25 protein-coding genes are annotated in these 24,818 nt (G+C 67.3%); 13 read left to right on the forward strand and 12 right to left on the reverse strand.

All coding sequences use genetic code 11. The features are described from left to right. Positions 1 to 110: 110 nt before the first annotated feature. Positions 111 to 884: a PRC and DUF2382 domain-containing protein gene (locus tag ACFFCN_RS04165; RefSeq protein ID WP_375489868.1), complete on the reverse strand. Its 774-nt coding sequence runs from the start codon at positions 882 to 884 to the stop codon at positions 111 to 113. Between the two features lie 553 nt (positions 885 to 1,437). On the opposite strand from ACFFCN_RS04165, the gene ACFFCN_RS04170 reads away from it, so the two are divergent. Next, positions 1,438 to 2,286 carry a TetR/AcrR family transcriptional regulator gene (locus ACFFCN_RS04170; RefSeq protein WP_375489869.1) on the forward strand — a complete coding sequence of 283 codons (849 nt, stop codon included), beginning with the start codon at positions 1,438 to 1,440 and terminating at the stop codon, positions 2,284 to 2,286. Positions 2,287 to 2,509: 223 nt separating this feature from the next. Beyond that, positions 2,510 to 3,295 carry an ANTAR domain-containing protein gene (locus ACFFCN_RS04175; RefSeq protein WP_375489870.1) on the forward strand — a complete coding sequence of 262 codons (786 nt, stop codon included), beginning with the start codon at positions 2,510 to 2,512 and terminating at the stop codon, positions 3,293 to 3,295. 54 nt (positions 3,296 to 3,349) lie between these two features. On the opposite strand, the gene ACFFCN_RS04180 is transcribed toward ACFFCN_RS04175, so the two are convergent. From ACFFCN_RS04180 to ACFFCN_RS04195, 4 genes are all read right to left on the reverse strand, one after another. After that, positions 3,350 to 3,568: an RNA polymerase sigma factor gene (locus ACFFCN_RS04180; protein WP_375489871.1), complete on the reverse strand. Its 219-nt coding sequence runs from the start codon at positions 3,566 to 3,568 to the stop codon at positions 3,350 to 3,352. A 150-nt stretch (positions 3,569 to 3,718) separates the two neighbouring features. Then, positions 3,719 to 4,468, reverse strand: coding sequence for an ANTAR domain-containing protein (locus ACFFCN_RS04185; protein ID WP_375489872.1), 750 nt, complete (start codon positions 4,466 to 4,468; stop codon positions 3,719 to 3,721). 328 nt (positions 4,469 to 4,796) lie between these two features. Further along, on the reverse strand, positions 4,797 to 5,552 hold the full coding sequence (locus ACFFCN_RS04190; protein WP_375489900.1) for a GAF domain-containing protein: 756 nt from the start codon (positions 5,550 to 5,552) through the stop codon (positions 4,797 to 4,799). Between the two features lie 57 nt (positions 5,553 to 5,609). After that, a complete protein-coding gene (locus tag ACFFCN_RS04195; RefSeq protein ID WP_375489873.1) occupies positions 5,610 to 6,323 on the reverse strand; it encodes a GAF and ANTAR domain-containing protein in 714 nt (237 codons plus the stop codon). Positions 6,324 to 6,695: 372 nt separating this feature from the next. Between ACFFCN_RS04195 and ACFFCN_RS04200 the strand changes: the two genes are divergently transcribed. After that, positions 6,696 to 7,775 (forward strand): fatty acid desaturase family protein, encoded by a 1,080-nt coding sequence (locus ACFFCN_RS04200; protein WP_375489901.1) that lies wholly within the window; start codon positions 6,696 to 6,698, stop codon positions 7,773 to 7,775. 29 nt (positions 7,776 to 7,804) lie between these two features. On the opposite strand, the gene ACFFCN_RS04205 is transcribed toward ACFFCN_RS04200, so the two are convergent. Next, positions 7,805 to 8,491, reverse strand: a complete 687-nt coding sequence (locus tag ACFFCN_RS04205; protein WP_375489874.1) for a hemolysin III family protein — start codon at positions 8,489 to 8,491, stop codon at positions 7,805 to 7,807. Between the two features lie 406 nt (positions 8,492 to 8,897). Here ACFFCN_RS04205 and ACFFCN_RS04210 point away from each other — a divergent pair, with 406 nt between their 5' ends. Beyond that, positions 8,898 to 9,935 carry an NAD(P)H-binding protein gene (locus tag ACFFCN_RS04210; RefSeq protein WP_375489875.1) on the forward strand — a complete coding sequence of 346 codons (1,038 nt, stop codon included), beginning with the start codon at positions 8,898 to 8,900 and terminating at the stop codon, positions 9,933 to 9,935. Positions 9,936 to 9,956: 21 nt separating this feature from the next. Here ACFFCN_RS04210 and ACFFCN_RS04215 read toward each other — a convergent pair whose 3' ends face one another. Both ACFFCN_RS04215 and ACFFCN_RS04220 read right to left on the reverse strand, forming a co-directional pair. Continuing rightward, positions 9,957 to 10,844 carry an aldo/keto reductase gene (locus tag ACFFCN_RS04215; RefSeq protein ID WP_375489876.1) on the reverse strand — a complete coding sequence of 296 codons (888 nt, stop codon included), beginning with the start codon at positions 10,842 to 10,844 and terminating at the stop codon, positions 9,957 to 9,959. A 123-nt stretch (positions 10,845 to 10,967) separates the two neighbouring features. Continuing rightward, positions 10,968 to 11,867, reverse strand: coding sequence for a helix-turn-helix transcriptional regulator (locus tag ACFFCN_RS04220; RefSeq protein WP_375489877.1), 900 nt, complete (start codon positions 11,865 to 11,867; stop codon positions 10,968 to 10,970). Positions 11,868 to 12,002: 135 nt separating this feature from the next. On the opposite strand from ACFFCN_RS04220, the gene ACFFCN_RS04225 reads away from it, so the two are divergent. The 9 genes from ACFFCN_RS04225 to ACFFCN_RS04265 all read left to right on the forward strand — a co-directional run bounded on the left by ACFFCN_RS04225 (position 12,003) and on the right by ACFFCN_RS04265 (position 19,657). Then, on the forward strand, positions 12,003 to 13,511 hold the full coding sequence (locus ACFFCN_RS04225; protein WP_375489878.1) for an MFS transporter: 1,509 nt from the start codon (positions 12,003 to 12,005) through the stop codon (positions 13,509 to 13,511). A 49-nt stretch (positions 13,512 to 13,560) separates the two neighbouring features. After that, entirely contained in the window at positions 13,561 to 14,598 is a 1,038-nt protein-coding gene (locus tag ACFFCN_RS04230; RefSeq protein ID WP_375485000.1) for a zinc-binding dehydrogenase, read from the forward strand. Continuing rightward, positions 14,595 to 15,074, forward strand: coding sequence for a DUF2255 family protein (locus ACFFCN_RS04235; protein WP_375484998.1), 480 nt, complete (start codon positions 14,595 to 14,597; stop codon positions 15,072 to 15,074). Before ACFFCN_RS04230 ends, ACFFCN_RS04235 begins: the two co-directional genes overlap by 4 nt. Positions 15,075 to 15,125: 51 nt before the next feature. After that, positions 15,126 to 15,581, forward strand: coding sequence for a cupin domain-containing protein (locus ACFFCN_RS04240; protein WP_375484996.1), 456 nt, complete (start codon positions 15,126 to 15,128; stop codon positions 15,579 to 15,581). Next, complete coding sequence (locus tag ACFFCN_RS04245) at positions 15,581 to 16,354, forward strand: carboxymuconolactone decarboxylase family protein (protein ID WP_375489879.1); 774 nt, start codon at positions 15,581 to 15,583, stop codon at positions 16,352 to 16,354. Before ACFFCN_RS04240 ends, ACFFCN_RS04245 begins: the two co-directional genes overlap by 1 nt. After that, the gene (locus ACFFCN_RS04250) at positions 16,351 to 16,527 is read left to right on the forward strand and encodes a hypothetical protein (protein ID WP_375489880.1); all 177 of its coding nucleotides are present in this window, start codon (positions 16,351 to 16,353) and stop codon (positions 16,525 to 16,527) included. The genes ACFFCN_RS04245 and ACFFCN_RS04250 overlap by 4 nt, the downstream gene beginning before the upstream one ends. A 77-nt stretch (positions 16,528 to 16,604) precedes the next feature. Further along, positions 16,605 to 17,624: an aldo/keto reductase gene (locus tag ACFFCN_RS04255; protein WP_375489881.1), complete on the forward strand. Its 1,020-nt coding sequence runs from the start codon at positions 16,605 to 16,607 to the stop codon at positions 17,622 to 17,624. Between the two features lie 757 nt (positions 17,625 to 18,381). After that, positions 18,382 to 18,780 carry a PPOX class F420-dependent oxidoreductase gene (locus ACFFCN_RS04260; protein ID WP_375489882.1) on the forward strand — a complete coding sequence of 133 codons (399 nt, stop codon included), beginning with the start codon at positions 18,382 to 18,384 and terminating at the stop codon, positions 18,778 to 18,780. Between the two features lie 133 nt (positions 18,781 to 18,913). Next, complete coding sequence (locus ACFFCN_RS04265) at positions 18,914 to 19,657, forward strand: MBL fold metallo-hydrolase (protein ID WP_375489883.1); 744 nt, start codon at positions 18,914 to 18,916, stop codon at positions 19,655 to 19,657. A 178-nt stretch (positions 19,658 to 19,835) separates the two neighbouring features. On the opposite strand, the gene ACFFCN_RS04270 is transcribed toward ACFFCN_RS04265, so the two are convergent. The 4 genes from ACFFCN_RS04270 to ACFFCN_RS04285 are packed head-to-tail and all read right to left on the reverse strand — an operon-like array spanning position 19,836 to position 24,774. After that, positions 19,836 to 20,963 carry an agarase gene (locus ACFFCN_RS04270; protein ID WP_375489884.1) on the reverse strand — a complete coding sequence of 376 codons (1,128 nt, stop codon included), beginning with the start codon at positions 20,961 to 20,963 and terminating at the stop codon, positions 19,836 to 19,838. Continuing rightward, the gene (locus ACFFCN_RS04275; protein ID WP_375489885.1) at positions 20,960 to 21,847 is read right to left on the reverse strand and encodes an alpha/beta fold hydrolase; all 888 of its coding nucleotides are present in this window, start codon (positions 21,845 to 21,847) and stop codon (positions 20,960 to 20,962) included. Before ACFFCN_RS04275 ends, ACFFCN_RS04270 begins: the two co-directional genes overlap by 4 nt. 20 nt (positions 21,848 to 21,867) lie before the next feature. After that, a complete protein-coding gene (locus ACFFCN_RS04280) occupies positions 21,868 to 22,656 on the reverse strand; it encodes a hypothetical protein (protein WP_375489886.1) in 789 nt (262 codons plus the stop codon). 33 nt (positions 22,657 to 22,689) lie between these two features. Further along, entirely contained in the window at positions 22,690 to 24,774 is a 2,085-nt protein-coding gene (locus ACFFCN_RS04285) for a beta-galactosidase (RefSeq protein ID WP_375489887.1), read from the reverse strand. Positions 24,775 to 24,818 lie beyond the last annotated feature (44 nt).

Consider the following 24,818-nt stretch of genomic DNA (forward strand, 5'->3'; position numbering starts at 1 on the left):
TTCTCGCTCCTTGTGGTATGGACGGCCCGAGCGCCGGCGCGGCTCGTCGGGGAGGTCGTGTCGCGCGGGACGCTGGTGTCTACACGCGTCCCGCGCTACGTCGGGTCGGACTAGCGGGCGTCGCTGTCCGGGGTGTCGATCTGCTCCTTGCGCACCTGCTCATTGACCTCGTGGTCCTCGGTCACGGTCTCGGCGCTCATGCGCACACGCTCCACAGGCACGGTCTCCTTGCTGACCACCGGCTGCTCGGCGTGCAGCGTGATCTCGTGCTCTTCCTCGGTGATGTCGCCACCGGACATGGCGTCGCCGCGGTTGGCATCGGTGATGGGTTCGCGGTCCACCCGCACCTCTTCGTGGCTGACCGGCACCGTGGTGCTGACGTTCTCCGTGACGACGTACTTACGCAAAGTCGCGCGGCCACTCTCACCGCTTTGGGTGCCGACGCGCAACCGCTCCTCGGAACGGGTCATTGCGTCGTCCGTGTTCGGGCCCGAGGTGTCACCGCGATCGTCAGATCGCAGTCCGTCGGTCTGCCCGGCCTCACCCGCGGCGTCGTGCCCGGTCTCGGTTCCGAGGTGCCCGGCGTAGTGGTCGTACAACGCGTCGTTCTCGGAGTCCCCAAGGTGTCCGTCGGCGTCCATGTTCGGCGCGGTCTTGACCAGGTCCTTCGACACCGCCAACGTCAGGTCGTCGCCGGTCATGTGCGACCCGTGCAACGGCGCGAACGACTCCTTCTTGCCGAACATCCCGGTCGAGACGGTCACCCACTGGGGCACGCTGGTCTGATCATCGAGGTAGACCTGTTCGATCTTGCCGATCTTGTCTCCGTCCGGGTCCACTGCGGTCCGGCCGATCAGGTCTTGAACGTTTTGGGTGTTGGTCATGCGATTCCTTTGCAGTTTTAGGGGTGCAGGCAAAAGTGCGCTGCGGTGAAATGCAGGAAGTCAGCAGGGAAGGTTTCACTGCTTTACCTGGATCCGGCGAGAAGACCCGACTGCGCAATGTTGGCGCACAAGGACTTCCGCGCAGGTGATCTGTCAAAAGCCGGTGGTCACGCAACCGGCTGTGCTGCCCGACGATTTTCCTACGTCGGCGAGATCAGCTTGACGTCCGTGCTCACTCGACGAGAGTGCCGTACAGCCTCGAACCTGTAGGCGGTCGAGCTAGCAAGCGATCTCCCCGGTGTCTTACGTTTACACCGTATACCCGCCAGCGCGGGTTGGGAACCAGCTACGCAAACTTCCCAAATTATATTTTTCTGGATGACCCGTTCCCGGGTCTTTGTCCGCAGTCCGGGGCTAAGCTGATTTCACGCTGCGTAGGCATCATCGACATTTCGTCGCACTCGCCAAAAGCCTACGAAAGCCCGGCGCGGTCGAATTTCCTGTGCGTTTCGGCGTGGCATCCGACGCAAAATCCACCAGCGCTGGGTAGCAGATGGCAGACGAGAAGTTAGTGCGGGCGGATCGGCCGCCTGCGCGAGGCAAGGCGGCGCCGGGCCGCCGGCTCTCGCTCGAGTTGATCGTCACCGAAACGCTTGCCCTCATCGATGAACGCGGCATTGCCGAAGCGTCGATGCGCACCGTGGGCGAGCGCCTCGGCGTGCGGGCCATGACCTTGTACCGCTACATCCACAACCAGGAAGAGTTGTTCGACGCCGTCGTCGAACGCATCGTCAACGAGCTCAACGACGACCCCCAGGTGCCGTTCCCGGCGTCCGACGCGGGCTGGCGGCCCTACCTCGAAGGCTTGGCCGGCGGAGTTCGCCGGTACGCCATCACCCATCCACATGCGTTCCCGCTGGTCGCGACCAGACCCCCGTCGGCCCCGTGGGTCAACCCTCCGTTGCGGTCACTGCGCTGGATCGAGTCGGTGCTGACCACGCTGAGCGACGGGGGTTTCACCGATGACCAGGTCCTTTTCACCTATCGATCCTTCAACAGCTTTCTGCTGGGGCACCTCTTGCTGGAGACAAGCGCACGAGTGTTGAACGATCCGCAGCCCGGCGACGGATCGTTCCAGCGCGGGGACCGCAGCGGGGGTCGGGACCCGGTGGATCCCACCGATCCGGTCCCGGCATCGCTCAGTCCGACGCGGACGTCGGCCCAACGCGAGGACCGAGCCGAGACGGTCGACGGCTCGTCCCGCGCGACCGACGACCTGCAGGTTGGAAACAGCTACCCGACCATCCACCGCTTGCGCGCCGGACTCACCGAGGACCGGTTCGACGCCGAGTTCGCCGCCGGGCTGACGGTAGTGCTCGATCGCATCGCGGCCCAGCTCTAGACGTCGTCCGAGTCGCCGAGTCCACGCAGCGTGCTGGGGCCAGCACCGGGAAGGGTGTGACATGCTGGTCGGGGGGTAGTTGGGACATAGCCGCTCCTTCGGTGGCGCGACCTAGTTGTCGGGCGGCCGATTCACGTCCGGGACGGGCGCTGCGTGCAGCGCTTCGTGCTTACTTCGAGGCTCCATTGCAGTGACTTATTTCGATCCACAGTCCGGGCGCGAGATGCCCGCCGAGCCGGTGCTCGACAACCAGACCGACGCCGACGAACACGACCTCGCCGTCGCTGTTCGTGGTCTGGCGGCCGTCGCGGCCGATGTCGACGATCTCAACGGGGTGCTTGCCCAGATCGCGCATCTGACGGTCGCGTCGGTCCCTGGTGCAGAGGGAGCCGGCGTCACCGTGATGCGGCTGCCGGAGAATGGGCCGCCGAAGGTCCTGGCCTGGGCCGCGACGCACCCCTTCGTCCGTGAGGTCGACCATTTGCAGTACGACCTGCTCGCTGAAGGGCCGTGCCTGACAGCGATGCAGAACCGCCGGTCCCTGGTCAGCGGATCGATCGGCAGTGATGAACGCTGGCGGCGGCTGGGCGGACGCGTCGCGCGCATGGACGTCCATTCCGCACTGGCCGTGCCGCTGATCAGCGGCACGGCCGTCGTCGGCGCGCTGAACATCTACGCCCACAAACGCGACACGTTCAACGAGTACGCCGTCCGGATGGCTGAGCAGTACGCCCGATCGGCCGCAGTCACTGTCGCCAATATCCAGGCACTGCAAGTTGCGCACGAGAAGGCGGTCCAGCTCGAGACCGCGCTCAAGAGCCGCGCCACGGTCGACCAGGCCATCGGAATACTGCGCAGCCGCAGCGGCGCCACCGAACGCGAGGCGTTCAACCGACTGCGCCAGATCAGCCAGGCCGAGAACGTGAAGCTGGCGCTGGTCGCGGAGCGTCTCGTCGCCGAAGCGGTGCGCCGCGCCCAGCGCGCGACCCCGCCCCGTAACCCGCACTAGCGACCGTCGGTTCCCTGTTGGTGCTGTCCACGGCGTCGAACTGTTGCTTGCTCGTCAGCTGAGGACTTCAGCGAACCGGTCGGCGAGATGCCGCATACCGCGCGCGACGCAGGCGCGCAGAGTCTGCGGCGCGACGTGCAGCACGTCAGCGGTCTCCCGCTGACTGAGACCAGAGAAATAGATCAGTTCCAGGGCCTGCCGCTCCAGCTGATCCAGTTCGGTCAGAAATCGCCGGATCTCTTGGGCGAGCATCTGCGGGTCCGAGCGGGTCACGGTACCTGCCACCACAGGCCGACAGCGCCGGCCGCGGACTCGTGCTCGGTGCGGCCGTCGACCGGGATCGTGCGTCCGGGGCTGCCACCTCCCCCGTGCGCGGCAGCCCCGGACGTCTGCGCCGCGACGGGCGGTCGTGACGGCACCGATCTAGACGCGACCAAGCTCGTGATCATCGGGATCGGCGCCTCTCGGACCGGGGTCGAGCCAGCCGGTGTCGATCACGTCGCAAGCAAGATCGCGAAGCTTGCGGTTCGTCCGTTGGCTGGCCAAACGCAGTAATTCGAAGGCCGCGTCCTGCGGGATCTTGCGTTGATACATCAAGATGCCGATGGCCGCACCGATGTGCCTGCTGGTCTCCAAGGCGATGGTCAAATTTGCAGCCTTGGATGCTGCCGCGTCCGCGACGGCCACGCTGCGCTGCCACAGGACAGTGCGCACCGCATGATCGACCAGGACACCAGCCATGTCGTGTTCGGCGCGAGTCGCAGCGCGCCGGTGCCACCCGAAGGCTGCGACACCACCGAACTCATCGGGCCCAGGTCCGTCAGTCTCGCTCGGTGCGCTGTCGAACTGGACGCGCACCACGTGCAGTGCACCGTCTGCGGCGAGTCGGTCCAGCTGCCCGCGATTGCCACCGATCGCACCGGACCGGGCCGGATACGAGACCCGGTGATAGCTCGGCGGCCGAGCTACGCTGCGACCGACGAGGTCTATCGAACATTGGTCACACAGCACGCTCGCGCAATAGGCCGCCAAGCTGGTGAACACCTCGGTCGGATCGCTCGACACAATGACCTGCGCGGGCCACTCGACCTCTCGTAGGTCCGTACCGGCCGCGGCCGCCGAGGACAGACCAACCGCGCTGCTGCATACGTCGTCGTCGCCCGCTGCGGTCATGCCGGGCCACTTCGGGACACGATGCGCTGGTCACACCCGGTGCGGCATGGCTGATGCCATCGGTTCAACGGCCCGGAAAGGGCCACGGTTACCATCATGGTTCCTGCCCGCGAGGCGAGGTCACCGGCGTTCCTGGCACTTCGGGAGACCCGACATGGTTCGCGCGGGGCGGTAACCATGCATCCAGGGGGCTGATGTCCAGCGCATCCCAGCATGCCACAGACAGCTCGCCAGCGCGCCCTGCGGACTGATCTTGGTACTCATTGATGCTGGTGCCCGCCGGGCAGGCAGGACCTGGCGGTGGGCTCAGTCCGCTCGCGGCGCGGAATTACCCGTCGGTGGCTGCGAGGTCGGACAGCGCAGCAAGAATGGGCGGCCGCGAGCCCGGGTCGGACATCAATTGCCGTGCCAGCTCGGACAGATGGGTGCCGGATGCACGTGCATAGCGGCGCAGCAGCGCCAACGCTTGGCTGACCGTGATGTCGAGGCGCTCCCGCAGGAATCCCTTGGCCTGCTCGACCACGACGTGACTGGCCAGCGCGGTGCGCAGGTGCGGCAGGACCGTCTCGATCGTCGGTGGGTGCTCCTGGACGATCGCAACGCTGGCCACGTGTGCCAGGCTGTGTCCGACCAGCAGGTCGGCCTCATTCAACTCTCCCGTTCGGGTGCCGAACAGGCCGAGCGCACCGAGCACACTGCCGGCGGCGCGCATCGGCACGGCGTGCACCGAGGCGAACCCGGCGCTGCGGGCGGCTGGTGCGAACTGAGGCCAGCGCGTCGTTGCCTCACTCAGGTCGGCGATCGAAACGGCGGTTCCGCTGGCGAAACAGTCGAGGCAGGGACCTTCGTCGGCCTGCAGTTGAAAGAGTTCGATTTCCTCGGTGCGATCCGACGTGGAGGCCATGAGATGCAGCTGCTGGCGAGGGTCCGCGAGCAGTAGCCCGGCCGAGGCAACGTCGAGCAGTTGGGTGCAGCGCTCGGTCAGGTCGGTGAGCAGCTCGACGACGTCGAAATCGTGCAGGAGGCTGTCGACGAGCGCGACCACCGCGTCGAGCACACGACTTTCGCGGCTAGCATCCGTCATGGGCGATCTCCTTCCCAACTAACACCTCGTCCGGCCCCCGATTCCCGCGTTGTGAGATCACCCTGGGTCCAGTCGCAGGCGTCTGTCCATGATGTCGCGCGCCACGGCCGTTGCGGAGCGGTTCGTGGCGTAGGCGTGCGCACGGAGGCGGACGAGCGCTTCCGCCGGGTCGACCTCGAGCTGCGCGACCAGCATGCCGGTGGCCTGGCTGATCTCCGCGCGGGTGATCAGGTTCAACTCGGCCCAAGCGATCGCGTCGGGATCGGCAATGGCCGCCTGCAGGTCGGCGGCCATGAGATCCAACAGCGGCATCTCGGCCAGTTCGGCCGCGACGAACGCACCGGAGAGATCTTCCCCGTCCAGTGCCTGTCGGTGGTTGCGGAACAGGTCCAGTGCCCCAACGTATTCGCCGGCCACCAGCACCGGCATGGCATACACGCCCCCGACCCCGTGTGCGAGCAGGGCCGGGCCGTAGCCGGGCCACCGGCCGGAATCGACATCGGCGGCCAGGTCGATGACCAACACCGGTGCATGGGTCGACACGGACTCGAGGCACGGGCCCTCGCCGACGGTGAACTGCAGCTCGTCATAGGCTCGCGCGCGGTCGCTGCTCGCGCCAACCGTGCCGGTATGCGCCCCGTCGAACACCAAGGAGATGGCTGCGGCGTCGACCGACAACAGCTCGACGCAGGCCAGGCACAACAGGTCGGCTGCAGCCACACCGCGATGTACGCCCACCGCGGCCACCAACGCATCCTCGAGCGACGTCATCACGAACCTCCCGGTCCGACCGGCTGCTGTGCGGTTGCGCGGAGCCAGGAGGGGTCGTCCTGGACGGGATGCGGCACGCGGCAAGTGTGCGCACTACCCGACTTCACGGTCATAGCGTCGCACATCTGCGAACGTGCCCGGCCGAAGACGACCGGCGTCGGGCCGTTGTGGGTACCTTTACCTCGGTTGGTGTCTCAGCCAGCCCGGAAGCAGGTCCCGCTCCAGATGGCCGGTCCTGCCGAATACTTCGAAACCGGGCCGTTCGCATCAACTGTTTCGTTCGGATCACTTTTGTCCTCCTCGCTCAGTGCCCGGCCCGGCATCAACCTGCTCACCGACCCCGAACCAGGGCGCTCCGCGATCACCGCGCCAATACCGGACGGGCTGGACCCGCGCCGCGGCAGCGACTTCGCTGCCCTCAGCCGTCAGATCCGCAACGCCGGCCTGTTGAGACGACGTCCACTCGCCTACAGCGTGCATATCGCGCTCACCCTGGCTGCCTTCGCCGTCACCGTCGCGGTGATCGCCGTCGTGGGCGATTCGTGGTGGCAGCTGCTGGTTGCCGTCGCGCTGGGCATCGCGTTCACCCAGGTCGCGTTCCTCGGTCACGACGGCGGTCACCAACAGGTGTTCGGCAGCCGACGCGCGAACGACCTGTTCGGACAGATCACCGGCAACGTGCTCATCGGACTGTCCTACGGATGGTGGATCGGCAAGCACAACCGCCATCACGCCAACCCGAACAAGGAAGACCACGACCCGGACATCGGCGACGGGGTGCTGGCCTTCACGACCGGCCAGGTCGCCGCGCGCAGCGGCCGCCTCGGCCGCGCGATAGTCCGCCATCAAGCGTGGCTGTTCTTCCCGCTGCTCACGCTCGAAGGGCTCAACCTGCACGTCGCCAGCGTGCTGTCGCTGCTCCCCCGCGGCGAACGCAGCGCCCGCGGCGGTCACCGCGCCATGGAGACACTTCTGCTGCTGATGCACGCGACCGTGTACGTGGCCGGACTGCTGCTGGTGATGTCGCCGGGTAAGGCGCTCGCCTTCGCCGCGATCCATCAGGCGGTGTTCGGCGTCTACATGGGATGTTCGTTCGCGCCCAACCACAAGGGCATGCCCACCATCGGACCTGACGAGAACGTCGACTACCTGCGCCGGCAGGTGCTGACGTCTCGAAATGTGCGCGGCAGCATGTTCGTCGACTGGCTGCTCGGCGGCCTCAACTATCAGATCGAACACCACCTGTTCCCCAACATGCCGCGCTGCGCGCTGCGCGAGGCCCGACACGTCGTGCGTGATTACTGTGCGCACCACGGTGTCCTGTACACCGAGACGGGTTTGCTCGGCTCCTACCGCGCGGCCCTGTCATACCTGCACCACCTCGGCGCTGCGCTTCGTGACCCCGTTGCCGTCCCGGCTCTGGCGTCGCGCGCGGCGACCCGAACGAATTGACGAAAGAACCTGCGTGCCGGACACGGTGCTCACCGGGCGATGAGACACGCGATCGCCACGTAATGCAGGGTGGCGCCGGCGCACACGAATCCATGGAAGACCTCGTGGAACCCGAACACCTCGGGTGACGGATCCGGCTTGCGGCGGTGGTACAGCACGGCCCCGACGATGTACATCACCCCGCCTGCGCAGACCAACAGCGCAGGAGCCACGCCGTCGCCGATCCAGACCGCCGGTAAGGCCGCAGAACCCAACACGCCCAGGGCGATGTAGGTCGAGCCGACCAGCGTCTCGGGCGCGTGCATCCACACCAGGTGCACGATCATGGCCAGACCGGTCAGGCCCCACATACCGCCGAGCAGCACGTCGGACCACACGCCACGCACGGCAGTGGCGAACACCGGCGTCGCGGTGCCCGCGATGAGCACGAAGATCATCGCGTGGTCCAGGCGCTGCAACCAGCGGTGCGCCCTGGGGCCCCAGGTGCCACGGTGGTAGAGCGCGCTCGTCCCGAACAGGGCACACACTGCACCTGCGTACGCCGTCACCGGCCAGCGAGCATGCCCCGGTGTGCCGATCACGAGAACAGTCCCCACGACGAGCGAGACCTCGAACCACAACAGATGCAACCAACCACGCCAGGACGGCTTGACGTGCTCCAGCGGGCGTACGGCGGCCAGCACCCGATCCGGCGCCGCCGTCTCGACGTGCGTCACGAGGCCGCACCGGCCGTTGCCGGCGAGCTGTCGAGGCTCAATCTCATCGGATGTCCTTCGCGAACGCCGCAAATAGCGATCGTTCGTCCCTCGCCGGCGCAGGCGCGCGATCGCCGACGACACGGCACGCGCCACGCAGATCGTGTTGGGTCCGGCATCGAGCGATCGCTCAGGACGTCGGCGTCGAGTCCGCGGCGCGTCGGGTCCGGAAGGCTGTGTCCCAGCGGCACCCACAGTAGCGACGAGAGGGTAGTTGCGGATAGGCGTGCGTCGCACTCACCCGGTTCGAGTCTGCTCAGCCGACCTGAACCGCCGTCTCCGGACGGTGTGACCTGCTGTGCCACGCTGAGCGGGGTACGACCAGGCACCAACGGGTGGCGCTCCGGCGCGCTGAGAGCGAGCGACCGTGTCGAGTGACGAAGCCGCTGGTCCCGGGAGCGACAGCGGTGGTCCGCCCGTCCACGCGTTGGTCACCGGCGCCACCGGTTACGTCGGGTCGCGGCTGGTGGCTGCACTCGCTGATAGCGGCATCACCGTGACGGCGTCCGCGCGAGACGCCGCGAAGTTCGATCGCTTCGACTTTCCCGAGCAGGTGCACCGGGTCGAACTGGACGTCGCCGATCACGGCTCGTGTGTGGACGCTTTCGCGGCGGCGCACGAGCGGGCCGGAATTGCAGTGACGGTGGCCTATTTCCTCGTCCATTCGATCGGTGAAGGCGACTTCGCCGAGCAGGACCTCGACAGCGCTCGGCAGTTTGCGTCCGCCGCCCGTGCGGCCGGGGTGCACCGCATTGTGTATCTCGGGGGCCTGGTACCCGCAAACGAGGAGCTGTCGGCCCACCTGGACAGCCGGGCCGACGTCGGTGACGCCCTGGGCGACGCAGGGGTCGAGTTGGTGTGGCTGCGTGCCGCGGTGATCCTCGGCGCCGGCTCCACCTCGTTCGAACTGATCCGGCATATCGCGGATCGGGTGCCGGTGATCCCGATCCCGACGTGGATGAACCACCGGGTCTCACCGATTGCTGTAGATGACGTGCTGCGCTACCTGGTGGCCGCGGCCGTCGCCGAACGCCTCCCCGCAGGCAGCTACGACATCTCCAATGACGACCGTCCGACGTACGCCGAACTGATCAGGGCCTATGCCGACGACAAGGGACTGCGGCGGTGGTGGCTCCCATTCCCGCCGGTACCACCGACGTTGGTGGCGCGCATCGCATCGTGGTTGACACCGTTGCCCCGGCACTTGACTGCCGACCTGATCATGAGCCTGCCGAACTCGATGGACAGCAACGACCACCGCATCCGCGATTTAGTCGCGGATGCGCCGTTGACGACCGTGACTGAGGCGCTGCGCCGCTGTCGCGCCCCACACGACGTCGTCGGTGTTTTTGCCGCGCGGGACCCGCTGCAGCTGGTCGACACCGACCCCGACTGGGCGGGTTGACCAGCAACCTCTTTATATCGATCAAGCCTCGGGGATGTCGCGACCGAAGTCCTTGAGCGTGATGGCATCGGGCTCGGGGCCGCCGCGCTGGTCGGTGTTCAGCGCGTCGACGGCAGCCAGCTCGTCGCTGCTGAGGTCGAAGTCGAAGACGTCGAAGTTCTCGGCGATGCGGTGCGGCTTGGTCGACTTCGGGATGACGGAGCGGCCCTGCTGAATGTGCCAGCGCAGCATGACCTGGGCCGGGCTCTTGTCATGCGCCTGGGCGATGCCCACGATGGTCTCGTCCTCCAGCGTGCTCGTGTGCTGGCCGTCGCGGTAATGGGTGATACCGCCGATGGGCGACCAGGCCTGGGTGAGGATGCCGTGCTCGGCGCCGAAGACCTGCACCTCGCGCTGCTGGAAATAGGGGTGGACCTCGATCTGGTTCACCGCGGGCACCACGGTGGTCTCGTCGAGCAGGCGGGTGAGGTGCTCGACCATGAAGTTGCTGACGCCGATGGCGCGAATCTTCTGATCGGTCAGCAGCTGCTCCAACGCTTTGTAGGCGGCGAGGGTCTTGTCGAACTCGCCGGGCAGCGCCTGGTGCAGGATGAGCAGGTCGATCTGGTCGACGCCGAGCTTGCCTGCGCTCTTGTCGAAGGCATGCAGGGTCTGGTCGTAGCCGTAGTCGCTGATCCACACCTTCGTCTCCAGGAACACGTCGCCCCGGTCCAGGTTCGAAGCCGTGACTGCGTCACCGACGCCGCGTTCGTTGGCGTAGGCAGCAGCCGTGTCGATGTGCCGGTAGCCGACTTCGAGGGCGGCGGCGACCGCGTCGTGGGTCTCGTCCGGTGGCGTCTGGAAGACGCCGAGGCCGATGGTGGGCAACTGGACGCCGTTGTTCAGCGTGAGGGTGGGGACGGTGCTCATCGTGTGTCTTCAGTGAGGCTTGGTGAATGTGGAATTCGGGAACCTGTCGGCGACAGGCGTGGCGGTTTCTCGCGTCACCTTGGGGTGAGCGTGGGGGTGGGCCGCGGAGGCGCGGAACGGCCGTCAGTCTGAATGCGGCGCCCGCTCGGTCTCGTGTGCGGTTGCGGCCCAGCTGGCGAGGAGCTTGAGCCCGTCCGCGGCCGGCGTGCCGGGATCGGCGGTGTAGATGTTGAGACGCAGCTCGGTGTCGGAGGACAGTTCCATGCCTTCGAAGTTGAGGTCGAGGTCGCCGACGGCGGGGTGGCGCAGGCGTTTGCGGCCACTGCGGTGGAACTTGACGTTGTTCGATGCCCAGTGACGTCGGAATAGCTCGGACTGGGTGGACAGCTCGCCGACGAGGGCATGTAAGTCGGCGTCGTGGGGATTGCGGCCGGCCTCGAGGCGGAGCATGGCGGCGGCGTCTTGGGCCATGCGGTCGTAGTCGATGAAGAAGTCGTGGCCGGCGGGGTCGAGATACATGAATCGGGTGGTGTTCGCCAGCCGCTTGCCGGTCGGCCCCGCGATGGCCGAGTTCAGCACCGGGGAGTACAGCGCCGCGGCGAGCTGGTTGGTGGCGAGGATGTCGTGTCGTGCGTTGCGAATCCAGGCGGGGGCATCGGTAATCGCGTCGAGGACCTGCTGGATCGCGGGACGTACTGCCGTGGCGGGCGCACGGGTGCGTCGTGGTGCCGGCCCGGCGGCGCGAGCGAGTGCGTGCAGGTGTTCGCGTTCGGCGTCGTCGAGGTGCAGTGCGGTGGCAATGCCGTCGAGTACGGACTCAGATGCGCCCGCGAGGTTGCCCCGTTCCAGGCGCACGTAGTAGTCGATGCTGACGCCGGCAAGTAGCGCGACCTCCTCGCGGCGCAGCCCCTTTACGCGGCGGTTCTGACCACCATAGGCGGGCAGTCCCGCTTGCTCCGGGGTGATGCGCGCGCGGCGGGAGGCCAGGAAGTCCCTCACCTGCGTGCGGTGGTCGATGTCCATGACGTCCACGGTAGGCACCCTGCCGCGAGCGTGGGAGGCACCAGCATTACTCCCCGACCGGCGTTGAGAGGTACTGGCATTACCTGGCAGCGCAGGCACTCCCACCGGCGCCGCGCGGACCGGACAGTTGATGTCATGAGCACCGCGACAGCCCCCGAGTCCGCCGAGGAACAGGCCGCGCAGCCGGCGCAGCCGAGGCACGCCACCGCCATCCTGGCGATCATCTGCATCAGTTACTTCATGGTCATCCTGGACAACTCGATCATCTTCACCGGGCTGCCCCGCATCGAGTCCGCGATGCACTTCTCCCCCACCGGGCTGACCTGGGTCCAGGACGCCTACACCCTCGTGTTCGGCGGGCTGCTGCTGCTGGGCTCACGCGCCGGTGACATCGTCGGCCGCCGGCGGATGTTCTTCCTGGGCCTGGCGCTGTTCGGTGGCGCGTCGTTCCTGGTCGGCGCCGCGCCGTTCACCTGGTGGCTGATCGCCGCCCGCGCGCTGCAAGGCATCGGCGCGGCGATCCTGGCCCCGTCCTCGCTGGCCCTGCTGACGGCCACCTTCGCCGAAGGTCAACAGCGCGGCCGCGCCGTGGCCGCCTACAGCGCGGTCGCCGGCATCGGCGCCAGCCTCGGCCTGGTCGTGGGCGGGGTGCTGGCCGACCTGATCTCCTGGCGCGCCGGGTTCTTCATCAACGTGCCGATCGGGCTGGCCATGCTGATCGCCGGCCGCCGCTACGTGAGCGAGACCCCGCCGCGCGGCGGGCGGTTCGATCTCATCGGCGCGCTGTGCGCGACGCTGGGCATGAGCGCGCTCGTGTACGGGGTCATCGAGGCCAGCACCACCGGCTGGGCCGCTCCCCGGGTCGTCGCCGCACTGATTATCGGCACGGTGTTGCTGGTCGGGCTGGTGGCCAACGAGGCCCGCGCCGAGCAACCGATCATGCCGCTGCGGCTGTTCGCCAGCCGCCAGCGCACCGGCGCCTACCTGACCCGCATGCTCTACCTCGCCGCGATGATCGGGTTCTTCTTCTTCACCACCCAGTACCTGCAAGGCGTCCTCGGGTTCAGCCCCCTGCAGGCCGGTCTGGCGTTCCTGCCGATGTCGGCGGTCAACTTCGCCGCCGCCCTGCTGGTCACCCGCCTCATCGGCCGGGCGGGCGCGACGCCGGTGCTCGTCCTGGGTGTCGTCGCGACCCTGGCCGGGATGGGCTGGCTCAGCCGCGTCACCGCCGACAGCAGCTACCTCACCGCGGTCGCCCTGCCCATGGTGCTGGTCGGCATCGGCCAGGGCCTGGCGTTCGCCCCGATGACCTCCGCCGGCCTGGCCGACGTCGACGCCCGGGACGCCGGCGCCGCCTCCGGACTGGTGAACACCTTCCACCAGCTCGGCAGCTCACTCGGCCTGGGCGTGCTGGCCACCGTCGGCGCGGCCGCCGTCCCCGACAGCGCCACGGCGACCGCAGCACTGGTCGCCCGGGTGAGCGCCGCCCTGAGCGGCAGCACCGCGATGCTCGCGCTCGCCCTGGTCGTCGTCCTCGGCCTCATCACCCGGCGCCGCGCCTACCCCGCGACCCACACCCAGACGCAGACACCACCGGCACACACGGCCTCCACCGGCCCGACGGTCGCCGGCGTGCGCGTCTGAACCACCCGTCCCGTACCCCGCCACAACACCATCCGAAGGAAGAACAGTCATGCGAGCAGCAGTCATGTACGGCGCCGGCGACGTCCGGATCGAGACCGTCCCCGACCCGAAACTGGTCCAGCCCACCGACGCCGTGGTCCGCATCGTGCGGACCTGCGTGTGCGGCAGCGACCTGCACCCCTACCACCAGATGGACGCCACACAGGACGGCACCCCAATGGGCCATGAGTTCCTCGGCGTCGTCGAGGAGGTCGGCTCCGAGGTCCGCACCCTGAAGTCCGGCGACTTCGTCATATCCCCGTTCGCCTGGTCGGACAACACCTGCGACTTCTGCCGCGAGGGATTCCAGACCTCGTGCCGGCACGGCGGCTTCTACGCCGCCAACGGCATCGGGGGCGCCCAGGCCGAAGCCATCCGCGTCCCGCTGGCCGACGGCACCCTGGTCAAGGCCCCGGTCGGCCAGGACTCGCCGCTGCTGCCCGCCCTGCTCACCCTGTCCGACGTGTTCCTCACCGGCCACCACGCCGCCGCACGCGGCCGTGTCGAGCTGGGCAGCACCGTCACGGTGATCGGCGACGGCGCGGTCGGGCTATCCGCCGTGCTCGCCGCGAAGCGGCTCGGCGCCGAGCGGATCATCCTGATGGGCCGCCACATCGACCGCACCGACCTGGGCCGCGAGTGGGGCGCCACCGACGTCGTTGCCGAACGCGGCGAGGAGGGCATCACCAAGGTGATGGACATGACCGGCGGCGACGGCACCCACGTGGTGATCGAGGCCGTCGGCCATCGCCCGGCCTACGACATGGCCGTCGGGGTCGTGCGGGTCGGCGGCACCATCAGCCGCGTCGGGGTGCCGCAGTACGAGGAGGCGCCGGTCGGGTTCGCCAGCCTGTTCGGCAAGAACGTCACCCTCACCGGCGGCCCCGCACCCGTGCGGGCCTACATCGAGGAGCTGCTGCCCGAGGTTCTCGACGGACGGCTGGACCCGGGCAAGGTCTTCGACCGCACTGTCAGCCTCGACGACGTCCCGGCCGGTTACCGCGCCATGGACGACCGGGAAGCGCTGAAGGTGCTGGTGCAGCCGTGACCGCCACCGCGTGGACCGCGGCCGAGCTCGACGCCATCGACGCCACCGGCGAGGTCGACGTCGCCACCCGCCGCGCCGACGGGACGCTGCGCTCACAACGGATCGTGTGGATCGTGCGGCACCGCGGCGCCGGCCCAGACGGCGACCGTGACGGCGTCTACGTCCGCTCCGTCAACGGCGTCGACGCCGCCTGGTACCGCGGCGTGCAGACCCGCCACGAAGGCCAGCTCACTGCTGGGCGGCTGCGACGCGACGTGGTGTTCGTCGAGACCGGCCAGCACGCCGAGCCCGACAACGCACCCGGCGGCACTGCGCTGGACGGCGATGCGCTGGAGGATGCTGCGCTGGAGGGTGCTGCTTTGGACGATGCCCTCGACGAGGCCTACCGCGTGAAGTACGGCCGATCGTCCAGCGCCGTCGCGCATATCACCGCCGACACCGCACGGGCCACGACCCTGCGCGTCGACCCGGCCTGACCCAGTCACTAATCGAACCTGCCACGTCACGCAACGAAGAGAAGGAACGACATGGACAAGAACGCCACGAACCCCACCGTCAAGACACCGGCCGAGAACTTCACCGGAGACGTGTGGCTGACCCCGGTGTTCGGCGGTGACGGCACCTCGCAACTGACCTGCGGGCTGGTGCGCTTCACCCCCGGCGCTCGGACCAACTGGCACTCCCACGCCAACGGGCAACTGCTGGTGTGCACCGATGGAATCGGGCTGGTCGGCACCCGCGACGGCCAGACCGTGGTGCTGCGGGCTGGGGAGAGCGTGTGGACCCCGGCCGGCGAGGAGCACTTCCACGGCGGGACGAGCACGAACATGATGTGCCACTACGCGATCCTCGACGGCGACGCGGCCCACAGCAGCGCCAGTGGTGAGGCCACCACGTGGCTCGAGCCGGTCACCGACGAGCAGTACACCGCCGCCCACAGCGCCGCCGGCGTCTCATCCGATGCCGCAGCCGGGGAGCAGTGATGGCGATCAGCGACGCTGCCCGGCGTAACCACGACCAGCTGTTCGGCGACCGCGTCTCCACCCTGGCCCGCACCGACCCGGAGCTGATCGAGTACTTCGACAACTTCGCCTTCGACGAGGTCTACACCGACGCCGCCCGCCTCGACGAGGCCCTCGACCCGCGTACCCGGGTGCTGGTGCAGCTGGCCGCGATTCTGGCCGCCGGCGGGCTGGCGGAGTTCCGCGTCGTCGCCGCCGCTGCGCTGGCGCGCGCCGGTGTCACACCGGTCGAGCTGAAGGAGGTCGTCTACCAGGCCGTCGCGTACGTCGGCATGGCCCGCACCTATGACTACCTGAACGCGGTCAACGACATCCTCACCGACGCCGGCGTCGAGTTGCCGCTGCCCGAACAGTCGAGCACCACCGCTGACACCCGGTTCGGGCAGGGCCTGGCGGTGCAGAAGCAGATCGTCGGTGACGAGCAGGTCGACGCCATGCACGCCGACGCCCCCGACGACGTCAAGCACTTCCAGCGTTACCTGTCGGCCAACTGCTTCGGCGACACCGTCGGCCGCGGCGGCTTGGACCTGCGCACGCGTGAGTTGCTCACCTTCTCGATGCTCGTCGCGCTCGGCGGCGCCGACGCCCAGGTCCGCGGACATGTCACCGGCAACCCCAACGTCGGCAACACCCGCCCGACGCTGCTGGCCGTGCTGACGATGCTGGTGCCCTACGTCGGCTACCCACGCACCCTCAACGGCCTGGCCGCCGTCACCGACGTCACCAGCACATGACCACGCCACCGCCATCCGGGCCCGCCCAGCAACATCGGCTGCCCCAAACCATGACGGCGCTGGTCACGGCCGGGGTGGGCTGGCAGCAACACGAAGTACCCGTCCCGGCGCTACGCGCCACGCAGGTCCTGGTCCGCACCCGCGCACTGGCGCTGAACAACGCCGACGCCTGACAGCGCGTCGACAGTTCACGTCTGCTGCGCCGAGCCGCTCGGCCGGAGCACCACCAACACGAACGAAGGAGAGCCAGATGGATTACCGACCGCTCGGCCGCACCGGCGTCCAGGTCAGCCCCCTGTGCCTGGGAGCGATGATGTTCGGCCCGTGGGGCAACGAGGACAAGGCCGACTCGATCCGCATCATCCACGCCGCCCTCGATGCCGGCATCAACTTCGTCGACACCGCCGACGTCTACTCCGCCGGCGTGTCCGAGGAGATCGTCGGCGAGGCGCTCAGAGGCCGCCGCGACGACGTCGTCCTCGCGACGAAGTTCTTCATGCCGATGGACACCGAGGACCCGAACCACCGCGGCGGGTCGCGCCGCTGGATCATGACCGAGGTCGAGAACTCGCTGCGCCGCCTGGGTGTCGACCACATCGACCTGTACCAGGTGCACCGACCCAGCCCGACTACGGATCTCGCCGAGACCCTGGGCGCGCTCACCGACCTCGTCCGGCAGGGCAAGATCCGCTACCTCGGGTCCTCCTCCTTCTCCGGCTCGCAGATCGTCGAAGCCCAGTGGTTGTCCCACGATCGGCACCTGGAGCGGTTCGTCACTGAGCAGCCCCCGTACTCGATCCTGGTGCGCGGCATCGAGTCCGACGTGCTGCCCACCGCGCAGCGTCACGGCATGGGCACCCTCACCTACAGTCCGCTGTCCGGCGGATGGCTCACCGGCCGCTGGCGCAAGGACGCGCCCGGCACCCCTACCTCGGCGGCCCGGCCCAACGCCCGCTTCGACATGTCCACCCCGTCCAACCAGCGCAAGCTCGACATTGTCGAGGACCTCGCGCAGTTGGCCGAAGAGGCCGGCCACACGCTCATCGAAATGGCGATCGCGTTCGCGATCGACCACCCCGGCGTGACCGCCGCGATCGTCGGACCGCGCACCATGGCACAGCTCGAGTCCTACCTGCCGGCCACCGACATCACCTTGTCCGGCGAGGTGCTGGACCGCATTGACGAACTCGTCGCCCCCGGCGTCACCCTGAACCCCGATGACGACAGCTACGGCGACCACGAACTCACCGCCGCCGCCCGCCGCCGCTGAATTGCCCTGGGCAGCGACACTGCGGACGGCCGCCCAGAACTGCGGTGGTGATCAGCGTCTGGCGCGAGGACCGTCCGCGATAGGTCGACCCCGAACGGGAAAGCTGTCGCACAGTGTCAGCGCGGTGACGGCGGCGAATGATCACGGCTCGGGTCCACGCGGTGGATCGCAGTAACCGCAAAGCCCGCTACCACTACGGCTGAAAGTTCGCCGCTGGTTGGCGAACCCGCGGGATACCGTCCCGACGATCAAACCCGTCATTCGTGAGGAAGCGACCGGATCCGACCGCGTGACGTGGTCGGGATTCGTCGAAGCAGGCCGCCCACGCCAGTACTCGATGACGCAGATTGTGGTGGGCGATACTGGGATCGAACCAGTGACCCCTGCCGTGTGAATTCGACTTGGCACCGTTTCGGGACCTTCGGTGATCGTTGGCTCAGAGCTTCGGGAGCCTGTATTTGCTGGCCTGAAGGCTTCTGGGCCAGCGTTGGCTGATGACGGCCGAAAGTGGTGGTTTGCGGACCTCTTGCGGACTGTTTGCGGACTAGCCAAGATCAACTGTGGCGCCCCAGAGACACGACACGAGCGGTACCGACGAAGACTGTTCAGTGACGCTTCGACCGGCTTGCGTTGTGGTCTGCAGAAGGACCGCTCGTCAGGGGACATCGACCTGGGTCGACGAGACTGCTTGTCGCCCCGCCAACCGGGAGACACCTCAGACATGAGCGAGACAAGTAATGACCGGAGCCTCTTGCCGATGACCGAGGAACTGGCTTCGGGCAAGAACTTCGCGGCGGTGTCCACGATCCTGCCCAGCGGTCTGTTGCAAACGCAGACCCTGTGGGTCGATGTGCGCGACGGGCACGTCGTCATCAACACCGAGACGCACCGGCGGCGGTTCAAGAACCTCCAGCGGGATCCGCGCATCACCGTGTTGATCCGGGACGAGGACGATCCGTATCGCTACGCCGAGGTCCGCGGTGAGGTCACCGAGACGATCACCGGCCCGGAGGCGCGGGCACATGCCGACAAGTTGGCGCGCAAGTACACAGGGCAGGACTATCCCGACGACGCGGTCAAATCTGAGCGCGTGATCCTCGTCGTCACGCCGCAGCGACAGACGCTCATCGATCAGAACGAGGACACGAGCGACTGAGCCCAGCGTCGACTGGCGGAGCGCTCGGGCCGGCGGGACCTGGTTTCGTCCGCGCGGCGGCCGTACGTTTCTGAGCTTGCGCGGCGAAGCGTCATTGGCCGGCGGCGGCTGAGACGTGAGTAGCGTCGACCGAGTGCGACTGACGGTGCTCGGCGGCGGGGGCGCCTATCCGACGCCGGAACGAGGATGCAGCGGCTATCTGGTCGAGCATGCCGGCTTTCGACTCCTGCTCGACCCTGGCTACGCAACGCTGCCCGCACTACTCGAACACGTCGATGCGGCGGCTATCGACGCCGTGTTCGTGAGCCACTCACACGGCGACCACTGCGCTGATCTGAACCCGCTGCTGCGGATACGACATCTGGACCCGGACCCGCCGCCACCGCTGCCGGTGTTCGCGCTGCCCGGCGCTACCGATTCGATAATGGCTCTCGATGCCGACATGAACTTGGCCGACAACGCCGACGTGCACGAGTTCGACTCGGGCGCAGAGCTGACTGTTGGGCCATTCACGCTGCACACCGCGAGCCTGTCGCACTTCGTCGACAACACCGGGGTGCGGATCGAGAGCGGCGGCTATTCGCTGGTCTATTCGGGTGACGGCGGTGCTGATCCGGCCCTTCGCGACCTGGCCGCGCAGGCATCCGTGTTGCTCACGGAGGCAACTTTCGTCGAGGACGTCCCATCACACTCACGGGGATCGCTGGCCAGCGCTGGCCTGGCCGCCGAGCACGCGGACCGCGCCGGCGTCGGCAGACTTGTTCTCACCCATCTGTGGCCCGGAACTGAGCCCCGCGCAGCGGCGAGAAGCGCTCGCCGCAGGTACGCCGGGCCACTGGACGTCGCCAGGCCGGGCCTGACCGTTGACGTGCGCTGACGCGCACCGTCACCAGCACGATCGACGCCTGAGGCAGGTCAAACGGCGCGCGTGTCAGAACAACTTGTCGGCGCGGACGGGCAAGTCCCGAATCCGCGTCCCTGTCGCGTGTGCGTTGGCGACGGCAGCGGCGAGGGCCAAGTAGAGGTGTACTTCCCGGCTGTCGGCGTCGGCGGTGTTACTCGCCCTCTCGAGGAGACCTGGCGATACGCCACTGTTCGGTGGCTTCGGCGTTGAAGCGGCGCACGCCGTCGACGAAGTCGGTGTATGGCTCGTCGAAGGGATCTTTCAGGCCCCACCCGCGTCCGAGGTTCTCCACGTACCCGCACCAATGCCAGCCGAGGAACCACGGTTCGTCCAGCAATGGTCGTAGTGATGCGGCGTAGTCGGTTCCGCGGCCGCGCTGATCAGGGATGTCGCTGGTGCGGTTCGGATTCATCTGTGTCGGGATCCAGTTGCCGAGGTCGGCGTTCAGCACCGGGCGACCACAGATGTCGTGCCAGCGGGCGAAATCGTCGCGCATCTGGCGGCGCGAGTCGTCGGTAGGGTCGGTGAAGTACTGGACGGAAAATACGTCCACGTGTTCGCTCATGGCGCGGAGCACCGGCTCCGGGATTCCTTTGTTGCCGTTGTACCGGTCGCCCAGAATCAGGTGGTCGGGGTCGACGGCGCGGATTTCGCGGGTAATCGTCGAGTAGTACTGCTGCGCAATGTCGTAAAGCTTCGCCGAGCGTTGCTTCTCGCTCAGGCCGAGCAGCTGCGGGAAGTCGTCGCCGCCGGCGTGCGGCAGCCAGGCCGGGATGTCGACGAAGAAGTAGCCGAGCAGATCCTCACTGTCGCGGTGGTCGAGGACGAGGGTGCGGGCGAGGTAAGCGCACCACATCTGGAACTCGTCGGCGTACACGTCGCGGAAGTGCGGTTTGCCGTTCCAGTCCTGGATGTCCTGCACCGGCAGCTGCACGACGTAGGGCTCGCCGGCCGACCGCAGCTCAGGCGCGCTCCATTGCGCGCTGGAGTGCTGCAGGTCGATCGGGTCGCCGAACCAATCCAGCGCCTCGCCCCATCCGCCCGCGATGTACTCCTGCGTCCAACCGATGGTGTTGAAACCCCAGTCGCGCATGTCGGCGACGACGCCGTCGCGGATCCACGCGTCTTTCGAGCCATATTTGCGTTGCCATACATCAAGGTTGTGCGGGTACTTCAGGCTTGATTCCTCGGCGTGGTTGAGCCCGATGGACAAGAAGCTGGCGCCCTGCGAATCGGTGAAGGTCCACCCGTTGTCGTGCTGCGCCAATCCGAACGTCATGCCGCCTCCTCGGTGAAGAAATCGAGGTAGACCTGGGCGAGTTCCCGGGGTGCCTCCTCCGCCAGTTGGTGACCCCACGGCAGGATGGCGCCGCGAACATCGGTGGCTACCTCGCGCATCTGTCGCTCGTTGTCCTTGCCGATGAAGTCCCGACCGCCGACAGCCAGCACGGGCATCGTCAGCTTGGTCTCGGCGGCTGCGCGGTTGGCTCGCCCGTCCTCGAGGGTTGCGCGGTAGATCGCCAGCATCGAGCGCAACCCGCCCGGAGCGGAGTAGCAGCGGATGTACTCGTCGAGCGCGTCGGGGGTCATTCCGTGGGGGCTCTGCGTCTCGTGCTTGATGAAGTGGCTGAAGTATTCACGCTCGTGGCCAGTGATCAGTAGTTCGGGGATGTCGGGCACGGCGTAGAAATTGATGTGCCACAGCCACGCGTCGGATTTCACGTTCTCGCCGTTGAGGTAGGAGGACTCTTCCAGCCCGAAGTCCGAGAGCTGCATCTCCTGGTAGACCAGCTGCGTGACACGATCCGGGTGCCTGGCCGCTAGCTGGTACGCGGTGGCGGCTCCCCAGTCCTCGCCCACCACCCGGTAGCGATCGTGGCCGAGCTCACGCATCAGCTCGGCGATGTCCTCGCTCATCGTCACCGTGTCATATCCGTTCGCGACGTGCTCGGAGTCGCCGAGACCGCGCAGGTCGGGGGCGATGACGGTGAAATGCGGGGTGAGCAGCGGGATGACGAAACGCCAGTGATAACTGGTCTTCGGCACGCCGTGCAGCAGGACGACCGGTTCGCCGGAGCCCGCCTCGAGGTAGTGCAGGCGCACGCCGTTGACGTGCATCCGAGTGGATGTCACGGGTCTGCCCTCGTGATCGACTATCTGCATACGATCGTCTCCTTTTCAGGCTAGGACCGGGCTTGCAGAACCTGGGCGACAGCGTCCGGCGCTGCCGCCAGCAGCGCGGTGCCGTTCGTGATCGCGTCGCGCACCAAGACGGGATCGAAACCATCGGTCAGCCGGTCAGCCAGCTCCCGGTCGACGAACAGGGCCAGCGCAGGCGCGCGATACCGCTGGGTCACCCGATCCACGACCTGCTCGGCGAGCTGCGCACTGTCTCCGCCTATTTCCATCGGATCAACCGTGGTGATCAGCGAGATCTTGCGGTCGTCGTCGAAGCCGAGCACCAGGCTCGTCCACAGCTGATCGTCGTCGATGACGCCGAAGACGGTCAGATCGCCGGGTCGGACGTAGGTGGCAATGGCAGCCTCCACCTGCTCGTGGCTGCCCCCCAACCGGTACTGAAGGCCCAGTTGCGTTCGAGCCGGACCGGGGTAGGTGACGATCCCGTCGGAGAATTCGTCCATGAGCGTGAAGCTGCGATGCACGTAGTCGTCGAGGTCCTCGTCGGCCGTCCAACTGTCTTGCAGTCGCGCGAAGTACGAGTCGACCGCGCCGCGTTCGAACACGGCGACGAAATCGGTGGTGTCCGCGTTCGCCTGATAAACGCGCTCCGCCAGTTTGGCGGCGTCGTCGATCGCCGAGACGGAGTCGCCCTTGATCGGTTCGCCCTCGGAGTGCCGGAACTTCTGTATCCGCCCCTGCTCGTGGATGACGATGATGCGCGGTCGTGCCTTCGCCGAGGTCGTGGTCAGAGTCTGAAGATTGCGCCACTGGTCGGTGTCGATGTCGGGCATTCGTGGATCGGTTGCAAGCATGTGCGAAGCTCCTCAGCTTTCGAGCGTGCACGAGTAGACGGCGATGGAACGAGAGGGCAGTCGATCGCGGAACCGGCCGTTACCCACCTCACGCTTGTGGCCCTGCCACAAGTCGATGGCCTCGGTGACCGGCTCTCCCAGATCGACCAGCGCGTCGCGCTCGGTGTCGGTCGGGTTGGCGACGAAAACGACGCGATGCCGGTCGTCCTTGACATCGTCGTGGACGACGACGTCGAGGCCTTCCCCGGCGCTGGGGCAGGTCAATCCCAGCGGAGCCAGGGCACTCATGACCCGCTCGGTGGCAGGGTCCTGTCCTAGCAGCACCACTCGGCCGGACCCGACCGGGAACTCACCTCCGCCGGCGTCGTCGCCGAGCGCGTCGCGCAGCGTGGTGTCCGGTTGCAGCCGCTCATCCCGGTCCGGGACGAGCGGGCCGATGATCACCGTCCCGCCCGCGGACGCGAAATCGACTGCGGCGCGTTGGACCTTGGCGTTGAGGTACTCGTAGGTGCTCAGCACGACAGCGGCATAGTTCGACCACCGCTGCGGATCGATGGTGGTGTCGGAGAGCAGGAATGACACGTCGGCCGCGGTCAACGCCTCGTAGTAGGCGGTGAACCGATGTGACTTCTCGAACTGAACGGGTTGAGCGAGCCCGAGTGAATCTTCGGACACCGTCAGGTCGTTCGGGTACTCGGAGAAGCCCGTGGGCGACTCCAAGAAGTCGCCGGGGAAGGAGACGAGCACGCTCGACGCGGCTAACCGGTCGTAGTCGCGGTCGGCGAGCAGCAGCACGTCGGCGTGTCGGCGCAGATCGGCAAAGGCATTCTCGGCTACCAGGTCATTGGCCGACCGTGCCACCTCGGCGCCCGCCTCGTAGGGCTCGCCGTCGCGGCGGATCGGCGAACCCAGCCAGCGGTCGCGTTCGACCATCATGTAGCGGCTGAACCCTTTGAGACCGTGCATCACGGCGGCTTTGACGACGAATTCCTCGTCCGCGGGATCGCCGGGCTGCTGGTACCAGGGCCACGAACCGCCGATCAACTCGGGCGCGAAGGGAAACCTGCTCGAACCCGCGACGTAGGAGACAACCGTCTTGACGTGGTCGTAGAGCTGCTTGCGCGAGTACATGTCGAAGCCGACGAAGTCGACCTCGCGCTCAAGACCCATCAGGTCGAACGGAGTGGTGAAGCCGCTGGCGGCTGACCCGGGATTCAGCGGGTGGGGATAGTTGTGAAACAGGGGGATCGTTGTCAGCCCGCGCTCACGCATCATGGTGGCGAGCCGTCCGACGCTGCGGACGAGGTATCGCTCGCGGTACTCCGACCAGTCGGCGAGGCGGGGAATGTCGCCGGTGCCACTCCCGGCGAAACGGCGCGGCGCGTCGATGGCGTCGAAGGATTGATGCGTCGTGCTGTACACCGCGTTCAGCGTGGCGACGTCGGCGTACTTGTCAGCCAGGAACTCGCGGTACCTCGCCAGCGACGCGTCGGAGAAGTCCGCCGCCCACGCGTTGACGTTGAAGAAGTACGCCATCTCGTTGTCGACCTGGGCCGCAACGAGCCGACCCCGCGGGTGCGCGTGCCGCACGAGGATCGCGCAGATGGCGTCGAGCCAGCTCGCCGCTTCGGTGAAGAACTCTTCGTTGGCGTAGCTGAGCGCGGGAATCGGTTTGGGCACCTGGGTCAGCACGGTTCGGCCGCCGGCCGCGTTGCGCATATGCAGGTCGTCACGTTCCAGCAGTCGCCGCGGATAGCCGAACCAGGTCATCTCGGCGTTGATCTGAGGTCCGGGCCGGGCGATGATGTCGAGCCCACGATGCTCGGCCAGGGTCATGAAGGCGTCGACGTCCAGGCGGGGGTCGATCTCGCCGAAGTCGAAGCGGCCCGGCTCGACCTCGTGCGCTTCCCAGGGCATGTACAGCGTCACAGCGGTCGCGTGCGTGTCGACGAGGCTGTCGAGCACCCGCTCCCAGTTTGCGCGCTCGATACGCCAGTAGTTGATCTCGCCTGAGTACAGACGCATCGGCGCACCGTCACGCAGCAAGGTCTGCTCCGACACGACGATGGCGTCCGAATCCGACGTGGTTGTGGTCATGGCTCCTTCTTCGCGGGTCGCCGGCTTCGCCTAAACCTCCGCGA

The sequence above is a fragment of the uncultured Jatrophihabitans sp. genome (genome assembly GCF_964246335.1).
In the GTDB taxonomy this organism is placed as follows: Bacteria; Actinomycetota; Actinomycetes; order Mycobacteriales; family Jatrophihabitantaceae; genus Jatrophihabitans.

Bases quoted from the DNA above. Each gene is read 5' to 3' on its own strand.
- ACFFCN_RS04165 (WP_375489868.1), bottom strand. From the start codon at position 884: ATGACCAACACCCAAAACGTTCAAGACCTGATCGGCCGGACCGCAGTG.
- ACFFCN_RS04170 (WP_375489869.1), top strand. From the start codon at position 1,438: ATGGCAGACGAGAAGTTAGTGCGGGCGGATCGGCCGCCTGCGCGAGGC.
- ACFFCN_RS04175 (WP_375489870.1), top strand. From the start codon at position 2,510: ATGCCCGCCGAGCCGGTGCTCGACAACCAGACCGACGCCGACGAACAC.
- ACFFCN_RS04185 (WP_375489872.1), bottom strand. From the start codon at position 4,468: ATGACCGCAGCGGGCGACGACGACGTATGCAGCAGCGCGGTTGGTCTG.
- ACFFCN_RS04190 (WP_375489900.1), bottom strand. From the start codon at position 5,552: ATGACGGATGCTAGCCGCGAAAGTCGTGTGCTCGACGCGGTGGTCGCG.
- ACFFCN_RS04195 (WP_375489873.1), bottom strand. From the start codon at position 6,323: ATGACGTCGCTCGAGGATGCGTTGGTGGCCGCGGTGGGCGTACATCGC.
- ACFFCN_RS04215 (WP_375489876.1), bottom strand. From the start codon at position 10,844: ATGAGCACCGTCCCCACCCTCACGCTGAACAACGGCGTCCAGTTGCCC.
- ACFFCN_RS04220 (WP_375489877.1), bottom strand. From the start codon at position 11,867: ATGGACATCGACCACCGCACGCAGGTGAGGGACTTCCTGGCCTCCCGC.
- ACFFCN_RS04225 (WP_375489878.1), top strand. From the start codon at position 12,003: ATGAGCACCGCGACAGCCCCCGAGTCCGCCGAGGAACAGGCCGCGCAG.
- ACFFCN_RS04230 (WP_375485000.1), top strand. From the start codon at position 13,561: ATGCGAGCAGCAGTCATGTACGGCGCCGGCGACGTCCGGATCGAGACC.
- ACFFCN_RS04240 (WP_375484996.1), top strand. From the start codon at position 15,126: ATGGACAAGAACGCCACGAACCCCACCGTCAAGACACCGGCCGAGAAC.
- ACFFCN_RS04245 (WP_375489879.1), top strand. From the start codon at position 15,581: ATGGCGATCAGCGACGCTGCCCGGCGTAACCACGACCAGCTGTTCGGC.
- ACFFCN_RS04250 (WP_375489880.1), top strand. From the start codon at position 16,351: ATGACCACGCCACCGCCATCCGGGCCCGCCCAGCAACATCGGCTGCCC.
- ACFFCN_RS04255 (WP_375489881.1), top strand. From the start codon at position 16,605: ATGGATTACCGACCGCTCGGCCGCACCGGCGTCCAGGTCAGCCCCCTG.
- ACFFCN_RS04260 (WP_375489882.1), top strand. From the start codon at position 18,382: ATGACCGAGGAACTGGCTTCGGGCAAGAACTTCGCGGCGGTGTCCACG.
- ACFFCN_RS04270 (WP_375489884.1), bottom strand. From the start codon at position 20,963: ATGACGTTCGGATTGGCGCAGCACGACAACGGGTGGACCTTCACCGAT.
- ACFFCN_RS04275 (WP_375489885.1), bottom strand. From the start codon at position 21,847: ATGCAGATAGTCGATCACGAGGGCAGACCCGTGACATCCACTCGGATG.
- ACFFCN_RS04280 (WP_375489886.1), bottom strand. From the start codon at position 22,656: ATGCCCGACATCGACACCGACCAGTGGCGCAATCTTCAGACTCTGACC.
- ACFFCN_RS04285 (WP_375489887.1), bottom strand. From the start codon at position 24,774: ATGACCACAACCACGTCGGATTCGGACGCCATCGTCGTGTCGGAGCAG.